This is a genomic window from Nocardioides sp. HB32 (assembly GCF_054058995.1).
Genome location: NZ_JBSSBS010000001.1, coordinates 1,788,121 through 1,804,214, shown reverse-complemented (window position 1 = coordinate 1,804,214; position 16,094 = coordinate 1,788,121). Strand labels below are relative to the sequence as shown.

Sequence of the window (16,094 nt, the reverse complement as noted above, 5' to 3'; positions counted from 1 at the left end):
CGACCCGCGACGCGCTAGTTCTGGGCGGCCTTCTCGGCGCCGCGGCGCCACCGGATGCCCGCCTCGATGAAGTCGTCGAGGTCGCCGTCGAAGACCGCCTGCGGGTTGCCGACCTCGTAGCCGGTGCGCAGGTCCTTGACCATCTGGTACGGGTTCAGCACGTAGTTGCGCATCTGGTCGCCCCAGGCCGCGGCGACGTCGCCCTTGAGGTCCTTCTTGAGCGCGGCCTCCTCGGCCTTCTTCTTCGCGAGCAGCTTCGCCTTGAGGACGACCATCGCCGAGGCCTTGTTCTGCAGCTGCGACTTCTCGTTCTGGCAGCTGACCACGATGCCGGTCGGGATGTGGGTCAGGCGTACGGCGGAGTCGGTGGTGTTGACCGACTGGCCACCGGGACCGCCCGAGCGGAACACGTCGGTGCGGATCTCGTTCTCGTCGATCTCGATCTCGTCGGTCTGCTCGAGCACCGGCACGACCTCGACGGCGGCGAACGACGTCTGGCGGCGGCCCTGGTTGTCGAACGGGCTGATCCGCACCAGTCGGTGGGTCCCCGCCTCGACCGACAGCGTGCCGTAGGCGTACGGCGCGTGGATCGCGAACTCGGCCGACTTGATGCCGGCCTCCTCGGCGTAGGAGACGTCGAAGACCTCGACGGGGTACTTGTGCTGCTCGGCCCAGCGCGTGTACATCCGCATCAGCATCTCGGCGAAGTCCGCGGCGTCGACACCGCCGGCCCCGGAGCGGATGGTCACGATCGCCTCGCGGGCGTCGTACTCACCGGACAGCAGCGTGCGGACCTCGAGGGCCTCGACGGACTTGTGGAGGCGGCGCAGTTCCGCCTCGGCCTCGGCGATCGCGTCGGCGTCGCCCTCCTCCCGCGCCATCTCGACCATGATCGGCAGGTCGTCGACGCGCCCGTTGAGCGCGCTGAAGCGGTCGACCTCGCCCTGGAGGGCCGAGAGCCGGCCGGTCACCCGGGTGGCGTTGGCCTGGTCGTCCCAGAGGTCGGGCGCGGCGACCTGCTCACCGAGGTCGGCGATCTCGGCGCGCATCGCGTCGAGGTCCAGCACCTGCTCGATGGTGTGCATGGTCGCCTGGAGCTGCTTGATCTCTGCGTCGAAGTCCGGTCCTGCCACAAGGAGCAAGGTTACGGGCTCGCGGTGACGCGACCTACTCGGCAGCGGCGGTGACAGGCAGCGCGAGCTCGGCCCAGACCCGCTTGCCGCCGGTGTCCGCGGACTCCATGCCCCACGACGCCGCCAGCGCGTCGACCAGGTGCAGGCCGCGGCCGTGCTCCTCGGTGTCGGTGAGGGGCTGCGGCTCGGGCGTGCCCGCGCCGGTGTCGTCGACCTCGATCCGCAACGCCATCGGCGTCGCGGACAGCCGGATGCGGTACGACGAGTGCGCGTGGGTCAGCGCGTTCGCGGCGAGCTCGCTGACCACCAGCAGCGCGTCGTCCAGCGGCCCGGTGATGCCCCACACCAGGAACTGCTGCTTCACGAACCTCCGCGCCTCGGCGACGCTGCTCAGGTCGTCGGGCAGGTCGATGACGGCCTCGAGTCCCGTGGTCCTCCCGACCGACTCCAGCAGGTCGACGAGGTACCCGAGGTCGGAGTCCTTGAGCACGAATCCCTCGGAGTGCGCCCGGATCCACGCCCGGTCGGGGGTCTCCAGCCCGGAGAACACCACGACCTTGGAGTCGGGCGCGTGCTCACGCACCCGGCTGAGCACCTCGCGCCCGGCGATGTCGGGCAGGCCGAGGTCCAGCACGACGACGTCGGGACGCAGCTGCTGGGCCAGTCGGACGGCTTCTGCACCGTCCGCAGCCTCGCCCACGACCTCGAACCCGCCTCGGAAGCGGAGGGAGGTGCGGACCAGCCGGCGTACCTCAACGACGTCGTCCACGAGGAGGACGCGGATGGGCACGGCGGAAGCCTATTCGTTCTCGGCCGCGAGCGGCAGCGACACCACGAACCGACCGCTTCCAGCGGCACCCTCCACGGGCGGGCGGTACCACGCGTCGCCGCCGTGGGAGCGGGCCAGCTGGCGCACGATGAAGAGTCCCAGACCGGTGCCGCCGCGGGAGGCGCCGGTGGCGAAGCGGTCGAACAGCCGCTCCCGCATCTCCTCCGGTACGCCGCTGCCGGCGTCGCCCACCTCGACCTCGACGGAGTCACCGGCCCGGCGCACCGCGACCGTGACCGGCGGGGTGCCGTGGCGCAGGGCGTTGGAGACCAGGTTGTCCAGCACCTGGGCGAGCCGGTCGGCGTCGCCATCGATGACCAGGCCGGCCTCGCCGGTCACCACGAGCTCCTTGTCGGGGTGGATGCGCTGGGCGGTCGCGACTGCCGTCTCGGCGACGCCGAGCACGTCCACCCGGTCCATGGCCAGGTCCAGCGCGCTGGACTGGAGCCGCGAGGCGGTCAGCAGGTCGGTGAGCAGCCGGCGCAGCCGGGTCGCGCTGCTGGCCATGCCGTCGAGCAGCTCGTCGCGCTCGACGTCGTCGAGGTCCGACCAGTGTGCCCGCAGCGTCTCCGCGGTGCCGGCGAGCACGCCGACCGGGGTCCGCAGCTCGTGGGCGGTGACCGCGAGGAAGTGCGCCTGGTCCTCGGCCGCCCGCTGCAGCTGGGCGAGCATCTCGCGGCGCTCGGTGTTGTCGCGGGTGACCTTCGCGAAGCCGACGTGGCGGCCGTCCTGGTCGTGCACGGCGGTGATCAGCACGTTCGCCCAGAACTGGGTGCCGTCCTTGCGGACCCGCCAGCCCTCCTCCTCGTAGTGGCCGTCGCGCAGGGCGATCTCGAGCTCGCGCTCGGGGTGCCCGGACGCGGCGACCTCCGCCGGGTAGAAGGTGCGGAAGTGGCGGCCGATGATCTCGTCGTCGACGTAGCCCTTGATCCGCTGGGCCCCGGCGTTCCAGCTCTCGACGCGCCCCTCGGGCGAGAGCATGAAGATCGCGTAGTCCTGGACGTTCTCGACCAGGAGCCGGAACCGGACCTCGCTCTGCCGCAGCTGCTCCTCCGCCGCACGCTGCGCGGTCACGTCCTGGACCTGGAGGAACAGGTAGAGCGGCCGGCCCGCGCTGTCGAGCACCGGCGCGAGCGTCGCGACGACCTGGCGCCGGCCCTCTGGGACGGCCACGTCGTGCTCGACCTGCACCACCCGGCTGGTGCCGTCCAGGATCTCCTGCAGCACGACCGCCAGCCGCCCCGCGGCGGCGCCGGCGACCTCGGCGTACGGCGTGCCGACCAGCGCGTCGACCGGTCGGCGGAGCAGCTCGGCCAGGGCGCCGTTGGCGCGCACGATCTGGCCGGCGAGCGTCACCGTCGCCATGCCGATCGCGGCGTCCTCGAAGACCTCGCGGAACCGCTCGAGGTGCTCGCGGAGCACGGCCGCCTCGGCGTCCTCGTCGAGCTCGTCCTGCTCGAGGACGGGCCCCAGCGGCTCGGCGGGCGCGTTCAGCACCGCGACCAGCTCGTCGGCGAGGGTGTCCAGCGAGCTGGACTTCTCGAGGAACACCGACGCCCCGAGCTCGAGCGCCCGGTGGGCGAGGCCCTGCTCCTGGAAGCCGCTGTACATGACGACGCGGGTGCCGGGCGAGACGCCGAGCACGCGGGGCAGCGCCTCGAGGCCGTCCATCACGGGCATCGAGACGTCGAGGAGCATCAGGTCGGGCCGGTGCTCGCGAGCGAGCTCCACGGCCTCGGCGCCGTTGGCGGCCTCCCCGACCACGGTCAGCTTGCGGGAGAGGCGGAGGCGGGTACGCACCAGCGACCGCACCTCGGCGGCGTCATCGACGATCGCGATCGTCGGGAGCGCGTGCTCCCGAGCTCCCTCTCCCCCGGACACGAGGGTGACCGTACCCACTTTCTGCAGAATCTTGCACCGCAGAAAGGTGAGGCAACGTTCCGCCACGGAACGTCCGAATACCTGAGAACGTCGTGATCATGATCATCGAGGTCCACACCACCTCCGCGCTGCGGAGGCACCGCGCGCGCATCGCGGGTGCGGTGGCGTGCGTGGCGATGGTCGCGGCGACGCTGTACTCGGTCGCCGAGCTGGCGCACGCGAGCGAGGTCGGCCCGCAGCAGGCGCCGTACTCGGACCCGATCCCGCGCTGACCGGAGGCTGACCGGCTCAGCGCCGGCCGAAGACCTGCGCGGCGTACCAGACGCCGTTGTCGCCCCGCCGCGCCCCGGCCCCGAGGAGCCGGAAGTCCGGGTCCAGGATGTTCGCGCGGTGGTCGGGTGAGTGCATCCAGCCGAGGTTGACCACGGCCACGCCGAGGTCGAAGCCGTAGGCGACGTTCTCCCCCGCCTTGTGCAGGTGGCAGCGGGACAGCACCCGGCCGAGGTCCTGGTGGAACATCCGCTCCTGGTCCGCCATCCGGCGGGCCTGGCGCTCGGCGAAGCGCTGCACGCACGCCTGGTGCCGGAACGCCGACCGGTCGTGGACCGCCCGCTGGTGGTTGGTGGCCGAGAAGATGCCGCGCTGGTACTGGCCGCTGGTGGTGGCCTGCGCGGGCGCGAGGCAGAGACCCGCAGCCACGGTGATGCCGGCGAGCAGGGCGACGACGCCGGAGCGCCGAGTGGTGGTCATCTTCCCCTCCGAGAACATGGGCTAGACCGTCCGGTCGAGTTCCACGGTAAGGGCCGCGCCCGGATTTTGTCTTGCCTACGGTCGGGTCCATGTCCCCCCGACGCTCCATCGCCGTCGTACCCGCCGTGCTCGCGCTCGGGCTGAGCGTCTCCGGTGCGAACGCGCTCCAGCCGGCCGAGCACACCTCGGCGAGCGCGCCGGTGGACACGCCGTCGTTCGCGGACCTGCCGGACACCGCGGTCGTCGCGAACGGCCCGGTCGACCAGGTCGTGCTGAGCGGGGACCGCGTCTACGTCCGGGGCAGCTTCGGCAGGATCGGCCGCTACTCCGGACCGGGCCGGATCCTGGACACGGGCACCGGGGCGGACCGCCCGGCGCCGGCGCTCCCGGACGGCCAGGTGTCGGTCACGGTGCCGGACGGCGACGGCGGCTGGTACGTCGGCGGCGACTTCGGCATGGACGTCTACGGCCCCGGTGACGGCGGGCTGGCGCACGTGCGCGCCGACGGGACCCTGGACCCGGAGTTCGACGCGACCACCGACGGCCTCGTCAGCGCGCTGGCGCTCGACGGCGACACGCTCTACGTCGGCGGCCAGTTCAGCCACGTCGGCGAGTCGACCCGGCAGAACCTCGGCGCGGTGTCGGCGACCGACGGCTCGACCCTGCCGTTCCGGGCCGACCAGACCGAGCGGGTCACCGAGCTCGCGACCGGCACCGGCCGGGTGTACGTCGGCACCGACCACGTCGCTGCCGTCGAGCCGGTCTCCGGCGCCGCGGTCCCCGGCTTCACCTCGCCCGTCGAGGGCGACGTGACCGCGCTGGCGCTCGGCGGCGGCCGGCTCTACGTCGGCACCACCCGGCTGGTCGCGGCCGACCCGGTCACCGGCGCGAAGGACATGGGCTTCGACGTGTCGATCGCGGGCGCCTCCGGCGGGCACGTGCACACGCTGCTCTACACCGGCGACACGCTGTACGTCGGCACCGACGCCGACGCCGTCGACGGGCGGCCGGGCCGGCTGGTGGCGCTGGACCCGGCGACCGGCGCCGCGGATCCGGGCTTCGACCCGGAGGTCACCGGCGGCACCGCGACGTTCGGCGCGCCCGGCGGCGTCTTCGACCTCGCGCTGGCCGGCGACCACCTGTGGGTCGGTGGCGCCTTCGACCACGCGGGCGGCGAGCCGGCCGGCGACCTGGCCGTGCTCGACCCGGCCACCGGCGCGGCGGCCGGCGTCGACGTCCCGTCGTTCGACCATCAGGTCAACGCGGTCGACGTCAGCGGGGACGCGGCGTACGTCGGCGGGCACTTCTACCTCCAGGACCCTGCGCACACGAAGTCGATCGCCGCGCTGGACGCGACCACGCTCGAGCCCGTGCCCGGCTTCCGCGTGACGAAGGAGACCTACGGGGGCGACCTCGTCGCGGCGCCGAACGCGATCTACGCCGCGCCGACGCACTTCTACGGCTACTACCCGCGCGCGCAGCACCCGCCGTACTTCTCGGCGGGCTGGGACACGATCCGGGCCTACGACCCGGACACCGGCGCCGTCGACGCCGCCCGCACGCACGCCCGGGTCAGGAACCTGACCGGCATCACGACGCTCGGCGACGAGCTGGTCGTGGCCCAGCGGCTCAGCAACGACGTGAAGTTCCCGCGCAACCGGATCACGGTGTACGCGCCGAACGGCAGGAAGGACCGCTCGTTCCTGGTGCCGCTGCGCGGCTACATCTCCTACCTGACCACCGTGGACGGCGACCTGCTCGCGGTCGGCAGCTTCAAGCGCTCGACGCCCGAGGGCTTCCCGCGGGACGCCGCGATGGTCCGCTTCCGGGCGAGGGACGGGCTCCGGCGCACCTACTTCGACCCGAGGATCGACGGCCCGGTGTACGACGCCGCCGTCCAGGGTCACACGATCTTCGCCAGCGGGCTGTTCCACCAGGTCTTCCAGGGCCTGGACTTCGCGAGCCCCGGCCTGACGAAGCTGTTCGCCCGCTCCGGGAAGAGCGAGGAGTTCCAGCCCGCGTCGTTCGAGTCGAACCGGGTGCTGCTGCGGCTCTCCGCCGTCGGCGACCAGCTGTGGATGGGTTGGTACCGCAACAAGTTCCTCGACTCCACCACCGGTGCGGTCCTCCCCGACCCGACCGGCGGCCGCGCCGACGAGATCAGCTCGGTGGTCAGGACCCGCGCCGGCCTCGACTTCAGCACCATCCAGTACGGCGTCAACATCGGCGGCAGCTCCTGGAACATCATGGGCTACGTCGGCCGCACCGAGGACTGACTCAACGCTGGGGGACCACGATGGCGGAGCCGGTGGCGCCGATGCTCGCCGTACCGGGCGACCCGGGGACGGTGAGCGGGAGGTCGAGGGGCGCGGCGACGTGCACGGTGACCGTGGAGGTCGCGGGGTCGACGTCGACGGTGAACGAGAGGCCGGGGTACTTCGCGTACGCACCCGAGGACGCGAGGTAGTCGTGCACCGACGAGCGCACCGCGGCCGCGGTGACGTCGAGCCGGTCGCGCGGGACGCCGCTCGTGTAGACCTCGCGGCCGGTGGCGCCGAGGTCCGCGCCACGGAGGGCGGCGCCGTCGGCGACGGTGTCGAGCCCCTGGCGCTGGAGGTACGCCGCCGACGCATCGACGACGAGCGCGACGGCCATCGCCAGCACGAACGCGAGGCCGACGATCAGCACCGTCGCCTGGCCGTCCTCACCGTGCCCGCGGTCACGGCGCCGCACGGTCGATCTCCTGGAACTGGCCGATCGGCACCGTGTGGGTCGCGTCCAGCGCGAAGCTCGGCGCGTGCCCGCCGAGGAAGCTCGGCAGCAGCGGCAGGTCGACCCGCGAGGCGACCCGGACCGTGATCACCGACGTACCGCTGTGGCAGTCGTGGGGGTACGGCGTGCAGGTGATCGTCACGGAGACGGGGACGCCGTGGACGCCCTGGTCCTCGAGCGCCTGGCGGGCCGCGGCGTTGGCGCGGGCGCGACCCTCCGCGTCGGTCGGGGCGAGCGCGTAGGCGCGGCCGGCCGCGCGGGCGGCGCCGCTGACGCCGAAGGCCCCACGCTGCACGTCGAACACGGACACCACGATCCAGAGCAGGGGGACGAGCAGCAGGATGCCGAGCCACGACAGCTCGACCAGCGCGCTCCCCTGCTCGCCGCGCTCCCTCACGGCCGCTGCTCCTCCACGGCGTGTCCGGTGACGGTGAACGAGATGCCCGGGCCACCGATGCCGAGCGCGGGCACGGTCGCGTGCACGACGACCTCGACGCCGGGCGCCCCCTCGACCGTGGCTGGCCGCGCCGACACGTCCTGGGCGAACCGGCCCGAGATCGCGCCGTCGATCTGCCCGCGGGTGCGCGACGCGCCGTCGGCCGGCCCGCGGTCCAGGGTCGCGGCGTACCGCGCCCCCTCGGACGCCGCCGACGCCAGGGTGTTGCGCACCAGGAGCACCAGCGCGACCTGGAGGACGCCCAGGAAGACCGGCACCAGCACGACGAGGACCAGCACGAAGTCCACGACGGCGGAGCCACGCTCCCCGCGCGGCCGGCGCACTACTTCACCTGGGCCAGCGCGTTGTTCAGCATCGACTGGAGCTGCGGCTTCGCGACGGCGGTGATGGCGACGACCAGCCCGGCGGTCATCACCGTGATCATCACCCACCCGGGTACGTCGCCGCGCTCGTCACGCACCCGGGGTGCGGTCAGGGCGAGGTAGATCCTCGTGAGCGTCATCGAGATGTGTTCCATTGCTCTCCTCCTCAAGGAGTCGTCAGGTGCAGACCGATGACGCCGGGCCAGAAGGCGAACAGGACGGTCACGGGCAGGACGAGGAACACGACCGGCACAACAGTTGTCAACTGATACCGTTCCTAATATGCGCGCTGCCATCTACGTGCGGCAGTCTCTCGACAAGAGCGGCGAGGGAGTCGCGGTCGCCCGCCAGCTCCGCGAGTGCCGCGCACTCGCGGACCGCAACGACTGGGAAGTCGCCGAGGTCTACAGCGACAACGACTCCTCGGCCAGCAAGGGCGTGCGCAAGGACTGGACTCGCCTACTCGCCGACCTCGACGCGGGTCGACACGACGTACTGGTCTGCTGGCACACCGACCGGCTCTACCGTCGCGTGCGCGACCTAGCCGAGCTCGTCGAGATCGCCGAGCGTCGGGATCTCCGCATCGCCTCGGTCATGTCGGCCGACATCGACCTCAGCACGCCCGCCGGCCGCATGCTCGCCGGCATGCTCGGCCACGCCGCTCGCTACGAGGTCGAGCAGAAGGGCGCTCGGCAGGTCGAGGCCAATCGGGACCGAGCGCGCCGCGGCATCGTGCTCTGGACGCGCCGCCCGTTCGGCTTCGACCGCGACGGCCACGCCGTGCGCATTGTCGAGCGCGAGGCGGATGTGATCAGGGTGGCCGCCGACAGGCTCCTCGGCGGCGCGACGCTCGCGGCCGTCGTCGCCGACCTGAACGGCCGCGGCGTGCTGACCACTCTCGGGGGGCGCTGGACCGTCAAGACCTTGAAGCAAGTGGTGCTCAATCCCCGTGTCGCCGGTCGCGTGGTGTACCGGGGTCAGGACATGGGGCAGGCGGGTCCGGTGATCCTCGAGATCGAGGCGTACGAGCGCCTGAGGGCCCTCCTGACGGACCCCAGACGCAAGAACGCGCCCTCGACGACCGTCAGGCACCTGCTCTCCGGGATCGCGCTCTGCGGGCGTGAGAGCTGCGACCGCGAGGCCATGATGTTCACGACCAACGGCAAGAATCGGACCCCCGTCTACCGATGCCGCCGCTGCTACGCGGCGCGACACCGCGACCACGTCGATGAGGTCGTCCTGGCGACGATCGCCGCGCGGCTCAGCCGCCCGGATGCCGCGCAGTTGCTCAGCCCGGACGTCGACGTCGACGAGCTTCGTCGACAGGTGACAGAGCTGCGGGAACGTCGCGACGGACTCGCAGCGATGCTCGCCGAGGGCCTGCTCGGCGCCGACGCCGTTCGGGCCCAAGCACAGAAGCTCAGCGACCAGATCGGCGCCCTCGAGCGCCAGATCAGCGCTGCCACCGATGGCAGCCCGCTCGCGCCGGTCGTGGGCGCCGAGGACGTCCGCGCGACCCTCGATGGGCTGCCGCTCACGCAGGTCCGCGAGATCATCCGAGTGCTGTGCGATGTGGTGATCCTGCCCGCCGGCAAGGGCGTCCGGTTCAGCCCCGAGCAGGTCCAGATCGACTGGCAAGCCTGAACGTAAAATCTCGGTCTGGTTTCAGTAATTCAGATTTCGGTAGTTCCCTGCAGTTCCCCGCAAACCGGCGGATTCCGCCCTCGATATCTATTCATTGCGGCGCCCTTTTCGGGATTGTGCATCCCTTATCGCCTCTACACAGTTGTGCTCAATCGAGGTCAACGACTGACGTTTGGGAGGCGACGATGGAGGCTGGCGATGTAGTCGGCGTTCGCGGCGCCGCCGAGATTCTCGATGTCAGCGTCACGACGATCTACCGGATGGTCGAGCGCGGCGACCTTCGCGCATCGCGGCTCAGGGGAAGCAACCTGCTCCGGTTCTCCCGGACGGACCTCGAGGCTGCCCTCTCTCCGGCGAAGCCCAAGCGTCATGGATGACCACACGCTCGCTGAATACGTCCGCGCGACCGTCGCGGACGCCCCCGATCTGACCGTCGAGCAGCGCGACCGCCTCGCCCTGCTGCTGCGTCCGGCTCCGACCCAGGAGGTCGCATGACCGCCTTCCTAGCGGGCGTCCTGTGGATGAGGACGGAGTCACGGACCGACTTGACGCTGACGGATCGAGCTGTGCTGTCGGTGCTGTTCAGCTTCGCCGACGACGGTGACGACCCGCGAGCGTTCGCCTCCGCGAGCCGACTCGCTACCCGGGCCGGGTGCAGCCGGCGCACCGTTCAGCGGGCGCTCGAACGCCTCGAGGACCGGGGCGTCATCGTCGGCCAGCACCGCCACAAAGCCCCAACGATCTGGCGACTCTCTGACGTATTGAAGCGCGAATCTGGCGACTCTGTGTCATCCGGTGGTGACAGCGTGACGCAAGCCTGGCGTCAGGATGACGCGCATCTGGCGTCAGAAAGTCCCACGCCTGGCGACAGGATGACGCGCCAATTTACGGAAGTAAGTTCCGGACGTAAGTCCAGGAACTCTACGGACGTAAATGCGGCTGACGCTCGGCGCTCGCGCGGCGCTGACGCGCCCGCTCGGCACTCGCTCACGCCGCGCTATGCGGGACTCCCAGCCGGCGTCTGCCCTGTGGCGAAGGAGGACTGAATGACCAAACCGAAAAAGTGGCCGAGCCCGTACACGATCGGCGTGCTGGGACCCGCTCCGTGGCATGACGGACCGGGCGAGGAACACGCCCTGCTGACGATCGAGCCCAAGATCCTGCACGTCGCCAAGATCGAGATCCTCCGTCTGCTGCGCGACCGCGAAAACCTGATGGGCCGGCCGGTCGACCCAGAGACGCGCACGCGCCTGTGGGCTGAGGTCAGAGCCGAGTGGGATTGGAAGCGAGCGCCGTTCACGATGACCGAGACGCTGGCCGGGTTCAGGTGGGCGACCTGCACCATCGCAAGGATCGCGGTCGTGCTCGCAGGCGAGCTCGATGACAACCGAGCAGAGCATTTGTGCAAGCAGAACCGGGTCAAGTGCGGCGTGAGAGTCCGGCACCCCGGCAACAGCCTCACCGGCGAGTGGCCGATCCTCGACCCGGCCGAGGTCGTCGCAAAGCGATGGGCAGTTGCCGACAGCCCCGGCTGCCAGCTGTGCGTGCCTAGCGACGGGGTCGTGAAGTGGAAGCGCCGCGCTACATCGCTGATCGAGTGGGTGGCTGATCGCGAGCAGTGGCAACCCGACGCCGAGGACGAGGCCGCATGGTCGGCCGTCGCCGGCTCGTTGGAGAGCGCACGGAGCGCCTCGCAGCACTCGAAGCCTGCTGCCGCCCAACCGGCACCTACGCACGACCCCTCGCCCACTACTCCCAAATTCCTGCCTGCCGAGGAGACCACACGTGACTGACGACGTCCGCCCCATTTTCGACCCCGCTCGAGTCGTCCGTCTCGGTGACCGCCTCGCGGTCGGCGTGGTGATCCACAGCGACGGCGACGAGCGGTTCTGGGTTTTCAACCTGGACGCCACCGATGCCGACGGCGGCGGGTGCGCGTGCTCGGACTGCGCGCCGCATGAGCAGGTCGACCGTGACACCGCTGACCGGTAACCCGCGCTCGACGGGCCATGGGGGGCGGCATCGCAGCGCTCGCCTAGCTCTCGCTCCGACTGGCCAGTCCACGTTTCCTATCCCCGAGTTTTTTCTTGTCCGCGGACATGTCCGAGAACCCGAGAGGATCCCCGATGCCCTTCATCCGCGCCTGTGAGCGCTGCGAGGCGACGTTCGGCGCCAAGCGGCGGGACGCGAGGTTCTGCTCGCCGCGATGCCAGAAGGCGGCGAGACGACGTGCGGCGCCGCGGTCGCCGATGAGCCGGGCCGAGGCGCTCGAGGAGCTCGCCGCCATGCTCGAGTTCCTCCCGGCTGACATGGATCTTCTCGAGTCGCGCTTCCCCGAGGGCGAGGACGACGTCGACGAGGTCCTCGCCGGGATGGAAGTGACCTGGCGCAGCCTCGAGCGGATCCACGCCTGGCTCACGTCCGTGCCGCCCGCGATCGTGGGCTGAGGCGTGACCACCACCAGAAAGGAACCAGTGAGATGACCGAGACCAACAGGAAGCTGAGCCGGCTGCTCGCCGAGGCGGTGGAGGGGCTGGACCCCGCGGACCGCGCCGAGCGGATCGCCTGGTGCCAGGAGACCGGCCAGCATGGCGTGTCCGGCGTACGTGAGGGCGAGAGCATCGTGTTCATGTGGGGCGGCCGGACGTTGGCGGTCGTGGAGGGCGCGCTGCTCGCCGATGACGAGCTCGAGCTGCCGCCGGGGCAGCGCATCGCCGGAGTGCCGGACACGGTCCCGGACGACTGGCAGGGGTAGAATCAACGGCGTACTCCGGCACTCCGCTTCACCGGACCCGCTAGAGACACACCTCGGCACTCCGTTTCCGGACCCGCCGGGATCTGATCGAAGACTCGCTGAACCTGAGACTCACCACTCCGCTCGCGGAGCCGGAAGCTCGCCCCACCGGCACTCCCATCGGGAGCCGCCGACCTGGATCGATGAGCCGCGTTCAAGCACTCCGCTCGGTCACCTTCACCCGAAGGCCCCGCCGCGTCGCGTTCACTCACTCCGTGGCGCGGCGGGCCGAACCCGAACGGAGAAACCCATGAGCCTCACCGCACGCCAGGAGGCGATCCGAGACGAGCTGGTCCGGATCGAGAGCCTCGACAATCCGACCGATGCCGACGCCGAGCGGGCGGACGAGCTGGTCGCCGAGTACGACGACATCGACCGCGGCGCACGCCGCGCCGAGCTGGTCACCCGCGCCGCATCCCCCGGCAACCTCGAGGGGCCGACCGGTACGCCGGCGAATGTGCCGCGCGGCCGGCGGCGGGGGTCGGGTCCGGATCCGACGGTGCTGTCCCGGCATCGGACCGCGGCGTACGACGGCATCGCCCGCGCGGAGACGCTGAACGGCCTGGGCATGGACGACCTGCTCCGGCGCGCGGACTCAGCGCTGGAGCTGCTCCAGGCAGGCGGTGTGCCCGACGACGGCATCGCCCGCCTCTCAGCGCTGCTCGAGGCGCCCGACCCCGACGAGTGGGGCGCCCTGTACCCGTCCGCGCTCCGCGAGCGTCAGCACGCCGCGGCGCAGACCCTGGCGCTGTCCGACCCGGCGTACCGGACGGCGTTCGACAAGGTGATCCGCTCGCCCCTGCACTTCGCCCTCGATCTCACCGAGGCCGAGCGGTACGCCATGGCCCGCACCCGGTCGTTCACCCGGGACCTGGCCGGCGGCGTGGGCGACTGGTCGGCCGCGCCGATGGGCGACACCCACGCGCGTGCCGCGATGTCGCTGACCGCGGCGAACGGCGGCTACCTCGTGCCGTTCACGCTGGACCCGACGGTCATCCTGACGAACGCTGGCGCCGCCAACCCGTGGCGGCAGTGGGCCACGGTCAAGCAGACCACGACGAACGACTGGAACGGCGTGAACTCGGCCGGCGTCACCGCGGCGTGGCTCGCGGAGGGCACCGAGGTCACCGACAACTCGCCCACGGTCGGGCAGACGAAGATCACCCCGTCCAAGGCCGCAGCGTGGGTCTTCGGCAGCTACGAGGTCCTGGAGGACTCCGACTTCGCCCAGCAGCTCCCGACGCTGCTGGCCGACGCGAAGGACCGGCTCGAGGAGGCGGCGTTCGCCACCGGCTCTGGCAGCGGCCAGCCGTTCGGCGCGGTCACCCGGGCGACCGCGACCGCGCTCGGCGGCGGCGCGATCACCGCGGCCAGCGTCTACTCGCTGCACCAGGCGCTGCCGGCGCGGTTCCGGACCGGCACGTCCCGGCCGGCCTGGTTCGGGAACGTCGCACCGCTCGACGCGCTGCGGCAGCTGCCGGTCTTCACGGGCAGCCAGAGCCCGATGCTGGCGGGCTCGACGATGGCGCCGTTCGGCGAGCCGGCGTCCGAGAGCTCGACCATGGACGGCGTGATCAGCACGGGCGGCCACAAGGTCCTGCTGTACGGCGACGGGAGCCAGTACCTGATCGTCGACCGGATCGGCATGTCGCTGGTGTACGACCCGGTGATCAAGGGCGTGAACCAGCGGCCCACCGGTCAGGGCGGCTGGTTCGGGTTCTGGCGAGTCGGCGCGGACTCGAGCGTGGCCGGCACCTCGACCGCGCTGCGCGTCCTCAGCCTCACCTAGAACCCCGGGCTCGCGCGCTCGGCGGCAGTTCACGCTTCCTGCCGCCGGAGCCGTGAGCCCGGCGAGCGGCGTGTTCCTTTTCCGCGCCGCGCTCACCCGGGACTGCGGGTGGAGGATGTGTCCCCCGGGGGGTTGCTACCCCGGGGGCACATCGCTCTCCGTGGGCGCCTGTGGGCCGCGCTGGCGGCCTCTCGCTTCGTTCGCGACGGATTCACTCAACCACTCAACCTCGCCGGGTAGCGCTTGCGCACCGACCTCAAAACCCAGTGCGTCGGGCGGCCGGCGCACTACGGTGACCGCCATGTCTAAGTTCGTGCGCTGGGCCGCGCTCGCCATGTTCTGCGCGGTCTTCGGTCTCCTCGGCAGCGTGGCCGGGGCGGCGCTCATGCACGGCGAGACCGGCAAGACCGGCCCAGCTGGTCCGGTCGGGCCCGCCGGACCAACTGGGCCTGCGGGGCAGGCTTCGGACACGTCCGGGCTCAGGTCCGACCTCGACCAACTGGGCAGGCGGGTCACCGTGCTGGAGGTCGCTCGAACGTCCGCGGACGATGACCGCTGCGCGATGGTCTCGCCGCTCGTCACGGACGTAACGGTGGGTTTCAGCGGCGACCTCGACGTGACTAAGACCCCGTTCTTCGTCTGCGTGAACCCGTAGTAGCCCCGTCGCGACAACGCGGCGAAGACCAGTTACTGCCGAGGAACGCATAATCGCGCTATCGGCTCCGATCTGTGGGCTCGAACCGCATCGGGCGGTGGCCGTGCCACTGCTCTCGCCGCCACGGCGGGTCGTAGCTCCAGCGGTGGCGGCGCTTCTGCCACCTGAGCCTCTGCCCGCGGAGCCCGAGCCGCCCCATCAGGGCCTCTCGCGAAGCGTCCCGGACCCACGGCAGCACGAAGGAGTCGACGTACATGCTCAGCATGAAGGCGAGTTGCTGCTGCGCCGGAGCGCCCGGCGCCGTCACGCTGTGTTCCGGGTCGACGTACAGCCCCTGGAGCACGACGGGGTAGTACCAGCGCATCAGACCCTCCTCGGTATCCCACGGTCGGCCGGGCAGCTCCCAGACCTGGCTGATCCACATCGATGCGAACGGGACCGAGTTGATCACTTGCTCCCACTGCTCGTCGCTGCAGCCCGCCCACGCGGGGCGTGGCGTGTGCTCCGTGGTCAGCGGGTGGTCCCCGGGCTCACGAATCTCGGGGTCGTCGTACAGGACGTCGAGCAGCAGGTTGTTCAGGTCGCCGCGGATCGCCCGGCCGTAGACCCGCACGCGGAGGGTCGCCTCAATCGCGGAGAGCTGGTGGTCCGCTGCTCTGAACTGACGCATGAGAGCGTCGGCCTCCTGCTCGGGCGGCGGTTCGTCCCGGCTCTCGGTGGCGACGGTCAACACCTCGAGCACGGATCGCCACGCAGCCATGTACGGCTCGGTCAGCGGCGTCCGGCGCGCCGACCTCGCCGTCACCACCGACAGCCACACGGCGGCCAGCGCCGCGACGCCGCTCGCTACCTGCGCCGCGTTCACCCAGTCGCCCACCGCGGCATCCTCGCAGGCATGCGGCCGTCGCGAGGCCGGAACGGTTTCGGCTAGTCACATCTGTTTCAGCTGCGTCTCGGCTCATCACGAGGCATCTCCGCGGCGGCCTGCGGGCGTCAACGCTCGCTCTCGAAGCCACGCCGCAGCCGCC

Annotated in this window: 21 protein-coding genes; 12 read left to right on the top strand and 9 right to left on the bottom strand. The window is 71.2% G+C overall.

The window, feature by feature from the left end; translation table 11 throughout:
• Nucleotides 1-14 precede the first annotated feature (14 nt).
• The 3 genes from prfB to ACVW2K_RS09135 are packed head-to-tail and all read right to left on the bottom strand — an operon-like array spanning nucleotide 15 to nucleotide 3,843.
• Nucleotides 15-1,133: a peptide chain release factor 2 gene (gene prfB / locus ACVW2K_RS09145; protein WP_457202302.1), complete on the bottom strand. Its 1,119-nt coding sequence runs from the start codon at nucleotides 1,131-1,133 to the stop codon at nucleotides 15-17.
• Between the two features lie 34 nt (nucleotides 1,134-1,167).
• A complete protein-coding gene (locus ACVW2K_RS09140) occupies nucleotides 1,168-1,923 on the bottom strand; it encodes a response regulator (protein ID WP_036571724.1) in 756 nt (251 codons plus the stop codon).
• Nucleotides 1,924-1,932: 9 nt separating this feature from the next.
• Nucleotides 1,933-3,843, bottom strand: a complete 1,911-nt coding sequence (locus ACVW2K_RS09135; protein ID WP_457202301.1) for a PAS domain S-box protein — start codon at nucleotides 3,841-3,843, stop codon at nucleotides 1,933-1,935.
• Between the two features lie 98 nt (nucleotides 3,844-3,941).
• Here ACVW2K_RS09135 and ACVW2K_RS09130 point away from each other — a divergent pair, with 98 nt between their 5' ends.
• Entirely contained in the window at nucleotides 3,942-4,115 is a 174-nt protein-coding gene (locus ACVW2K_RS09130) for a hypothetical protein (RefSeq protein ID WP_155992378.1), read from the top strand.
• Between the two features lie 16 nt (nucleotides 4,116-4,131).
• Here the strand turns inward: ACVW2K_RS09130 and ACVW2K_RS09125 are convergent, their stop codons facing one another.
• The gene (locus ACVW2K_RS09125) at nucleotides 4,132-4,593 is read right to left on the bottom strand and encodes a CAP domain-containing protein (RefSeq protein ID WP_197025427.1); all 462 of its coding nucleotides are present in this window, start codon (nucleotides 4,591-4,593) and stop codon (nucleotides 4,132-4,134) included.
• Nucleotides 4,594-4,682: 89 nt separating this feature from the next.
• Between ACVW2K_RS09125 and ACVW2K_RS09120 the strand changes: the two genes are divergently transcribed.
• On the top strand, nucleotides 4,683-6,869 hold the full coding sequence (locus ACVW2K_RS09120) for a hypothetical protein (RefSeq protein ID WP_457202300.1): 2,187 nt from the start codon (nucleotides 4,683-4,685) through the stop codon (nucleotides 6,867-6,869).
• 1 nt (nucleotide 6,870) lies between these two features.
• Here ACVW2K_RS09120 and ACVW2K_RS09115 read toward each other — a convergent pair whose 3' ends face one another.
• From ACVW2K_RS09115 to ACVW2K_RS09100, 4 genes are read right to left on the bottom strand one after another with little or no spacing between them, the layout of a single operon-like run.
• Nucleotides 6,871-7,326, bottom strand: coding sequence for a Tad domain-containing protein (locus ACVW2K_RS09115; RefSeq protein WP_028639016.1), 456 nt, complete (start codon nucleotides 7,324-7,326; stop codon nucleotides 6,871-6,873).
• The gene (locus ACVW2K_RS09110; protein ID WP_457202299.1) at nucleotides 7,313-7,762 is read right to left on the bottom strand and encodes a hypothetical protein; all 450 of its coding nucleotides are present in this window, start codon (nucleotides 7,760-7,762) and stop codon (nucleotides 7,313-7,315) included. The genes ACVW2K_RS09115 and ACVW2K_RS09110 overlap by 14 nt, the downstream gene beginning before the upstream one ends.
• Nucleotides 7,759-8,145 carry a TadE/TadG family type IV pilus assembly protein gene (locus ACVW2K_RS09105; RefSeq protein WP_457202298.1) on the bottom strand — a complete coding sequence of 129 codons (387 nt, stop codon included), beginning with the start codon at nucleotides 8,143-8,145 and terminating at the stop codon, nucleotides 7,759-7,761. The genes ACVW2K_RS09110 and ACVW2K_RS09105 overlap by 4 nt, the downstream gene beginning before the upstream one ends.
• Nucleotides 8,145-8,339, bottom strand: a complete 195-nt coding sequence (locus tag ACVW2K_RS09100; protein ID WP_457202297.1) for a hypothetical protein — start codon at nucleotides 8,337-8,339, stop codon at nucleotides 8,145-8,147. Before ACVW2K_RS09100 ends, ACVW2K_RS09105 begins: the two co-directional genes overlap by 1 nt.
• 127 nt (nucleotides 8,340-8,466) lie before the next feature.
• On the opposite strand from ACVW2K_RS09100, the gene ACVW2K_RS09095 reads away from it, so the two are divergent.
• From ACVW2K_RS09095 to ACVW2K_RS09050, 10 genes are all read left to right on the top strand, one after another.
• Nucleotides 8,467-9,828, top strand: coding sequence for a recombinase family protein (locus ACVW2K_RS09095; protein ID WP_457202296.1), 1,362 nt, complete (start codon nucleotides 8,467-8,469; stop codon nucleotides 9,826-9,828).
• 185 nt (nucleotides 9,829-10,013) lie between these two features.
• Nucleotides 10,014-10,205 (top strand): helix-turn-helix domain-containing protein, encoded by a 192-nt coding sequence (locus ACVW2K_RS09090; RefSeq protein WP_457202295.1) that lies wholly within the window; start codon nucleotides 10,014-10,016, stop codon nucleotides 10,203-10,205.
• Nucleotides 10,198-10,323: a hypothetical protein gene (locus ACVW2K_RS09085; RefSeq protein WP_457202294.1), complete on the top strand. Its 126-nt coding sequence runs from the start codon at nucleotides 10,198-10,200 to the stop codon at nucleotides 10,321-10,323. Before ACVW2K_RS09090 ends, ACVW2K_RS09085 begins: the two co-directional genes overlap by 8 nt.
• Nucleotides 10,320-10,874 (top strand): helix-turn-helix domain-containing protein, encoded by a 555-nt coding sequence (locus tag ACVW2K_RS09080; RefSeq protein ID WP_457202293.1) that lies wholly within the window; start codon nucleotides 10,320-10,322, stop codon nucleotides 10,872-10,874. Before ACVW2K_RS09085 ends, ACVW2K_RS09080 begins: the two co-directional genes overlap by 4 nt.
• Nucleotides 10,875-11,621, top strand: coding sequence for a hypothetical protein (locus tag ACVW2K_RS09075; protein ID WP_457202292.1), 747 nt, complete (start codon nucleotides 10,875-10,877; stop codon nucleotides 11,619-11,621).
• Entirely contained in the window at nucleotides 11,614-11,820 is a 207-nt protein-coding gene (locus ACVW2K_RS09070) for a hypothetical protein (RefSeq protein ID WP_457202291.1), read from the top strand. Before ACVW2K_RS09075 ends, ACVW2K_RS09070 begins: the two co-directional genes overlap by 8 nt.
• 134 nt (nucleotides 11,821-11,954) lie before the next feature.
• Nucleotides 11,955-12,275: a hypothetical protein gene (locus ACVW2K_RS09065; protein WP_457202290.1), complete on the top strand. Its 321-nt coding sequence runs from the start codon at nucleotides 11,955-11,957 to the stop codon at nucleotides 12,273-12,275.
• A 32-nt stretch (nucleotides 12,276-12,307) separates the two neighbouring features.
• Nucleotides 12,308-12,583, top strand: coding sequence for a hypothetical protein (locus ACVW2K_RS09060; RefSeq protein ID WP_457202289.1), 276 nt, complete (start codon nucleotides 12,308-12,310; stop codon nucleotides 12,581-12,583).
• A 289-nt stretch (nucleotides 12,584-12,872) separates the two neighbouring features.
• Nucleotides 12,873-14,411: a phage major capsid protein gene (locus tag ACVW2K_RS09055; RefSeq protein ID WP_457202288.1), complete on the top strand. Its 1,539-nt coding sequence runs from the start codon at nucleotides 12,873-12,875 to the stop codon at nucleotides 14,409-14,411.
• Between the two features lie 301 nt (nucleotides 14,412-14,712).
• Nucleotides 14,713-15,066, top strand: a complete 354-nt coding sequence (locus ACVW2K_RS09050) for a hypothetical protein (protein WP_457202287.1) — start codon at nucleotides 14,713-14,715, stop codon at nucleotides 15,064-15,066.
• Nucleotides 15,067-15,124: 58 nt separating this feature from the next.
• Here ACVW2K_RS09050 and ACVW2K_RS09045 read toward each other — a convergent pair whose 3' ends face one another.
• Complete coding sequence (locus ACVW2K_RS09045) at nucleotides 15,125-15,943, bottom strand: hypothetical protein (protein ID WP_457202286.1); 819 nt, start codon at nucleotides 15,941-15,943, stop codon at nucleotides 15,125-15,127.
• Nucleotides 15,944-16,094: the final 151 nt, after the last annotated feature.

What these genes read in the sequence shown, in the direction of transcription:
- ACVW2K_RS09130 (WP_155992378.1), top strand. Translation starts at nt 3,942, where the DNA reads ATGATCATCGAGGTCCACACCACCTCCGCGCTGCGGAGGCACCGCGCG.
- ACVW2K_RS09125 (WP_197025427.1), bottom strand. Translation starts at nt 4,593, where the DNA reads ATGACCACCACTCGGCGCTCCGGCGTCGTCGCCCTGCTCGCCGGCATC.
- ACVW2K_RS09120 (WP_457202300.1), top strand. Translation starts at nt 4,683, where the DNA reads ATGTCCCCCCGACGCTCCATCGCCGTCGTACCCGCCGTGCTCGCGCTC.
- ACVW2K_RS09100 (WP_457202297.1), bottom strand. Translation starts at nt 8,339, where the DNA reads ATGGAACACATCTCGATGACGCTCACGAGGATCTACCTCGCCCTGACC.
- ACVW2K_RS09095 (WP_457202296.1), top strand. Translation starts at nt 8,467, where the DNA reads ATGCGCGCTGCCATCTACGTGCGGCAGTCTCTCGACAAGAGCGGCGAG.
- ACVW2K_RS09090 (WP_457202295.1), top strand. Translation starts at nt 10,014, where the DNA reads ATGGAGGCTGGCGATGTAGTCGGCGTTCGCGGCGCCGCCGAGATTCTC.
- ACVW2K_RS09085 (WP_457202294.1), top strand. Translation starts at nt 10,198, where the DNA reads ATGGATGACCACACGCTCGCTGAATACGTCCGCGCGACCGTCGCGGAC.
- ACVW2K_RS09080 (WP_457202293.1), top strand. Translation starts at nt 10,320, where the DNA reads ATGACCGCCTTCCTAGCGGGCGTCCTGTGGATGAGGACGGAGTCACGG.
- ACVW2K_RS09075 (WP_457202292.1), top strand. Translation starts at nt 10,875, where the DNA reads ATGACCAAACCGAAAAAGTGGCCGAGCCCGTACACGATCGGCGTGCTG.
- ACVW2K_RS09065 (WP_457202290.1), top strand. Translation starts at nt 11,955, where the DNA reads ATGCCCTTCATCCGCGCCTGTGAGCGCTGCGAGGCGACGTTCGGCGCC.
- ACVW2K_RS09060 (WP_457202289.1), top strand. Translation starts at nt 12,308, where the DNA reads ATGACCGAGACCAACAGGAAGCTGAGCCGGCTGCTCGCCGAGGCGGTG.
- ACVW2K_RS09055 (WP_457202288.1), top strand. Translation starts at nt 12,873, where the DNA reads ATGAGCCTCACCGCACGCCAGGAGGCGATCCGAGACGAGCTGGTCCGG.
- ACVW2K_RS09050 (WP_457202287.1), top strand. Translation starts at nt 14,713, where the DNA reads ATGTCTAAGTTCGTGCGCTGGGCCGCGCTCGCCATGTTCTGCGCGGTC.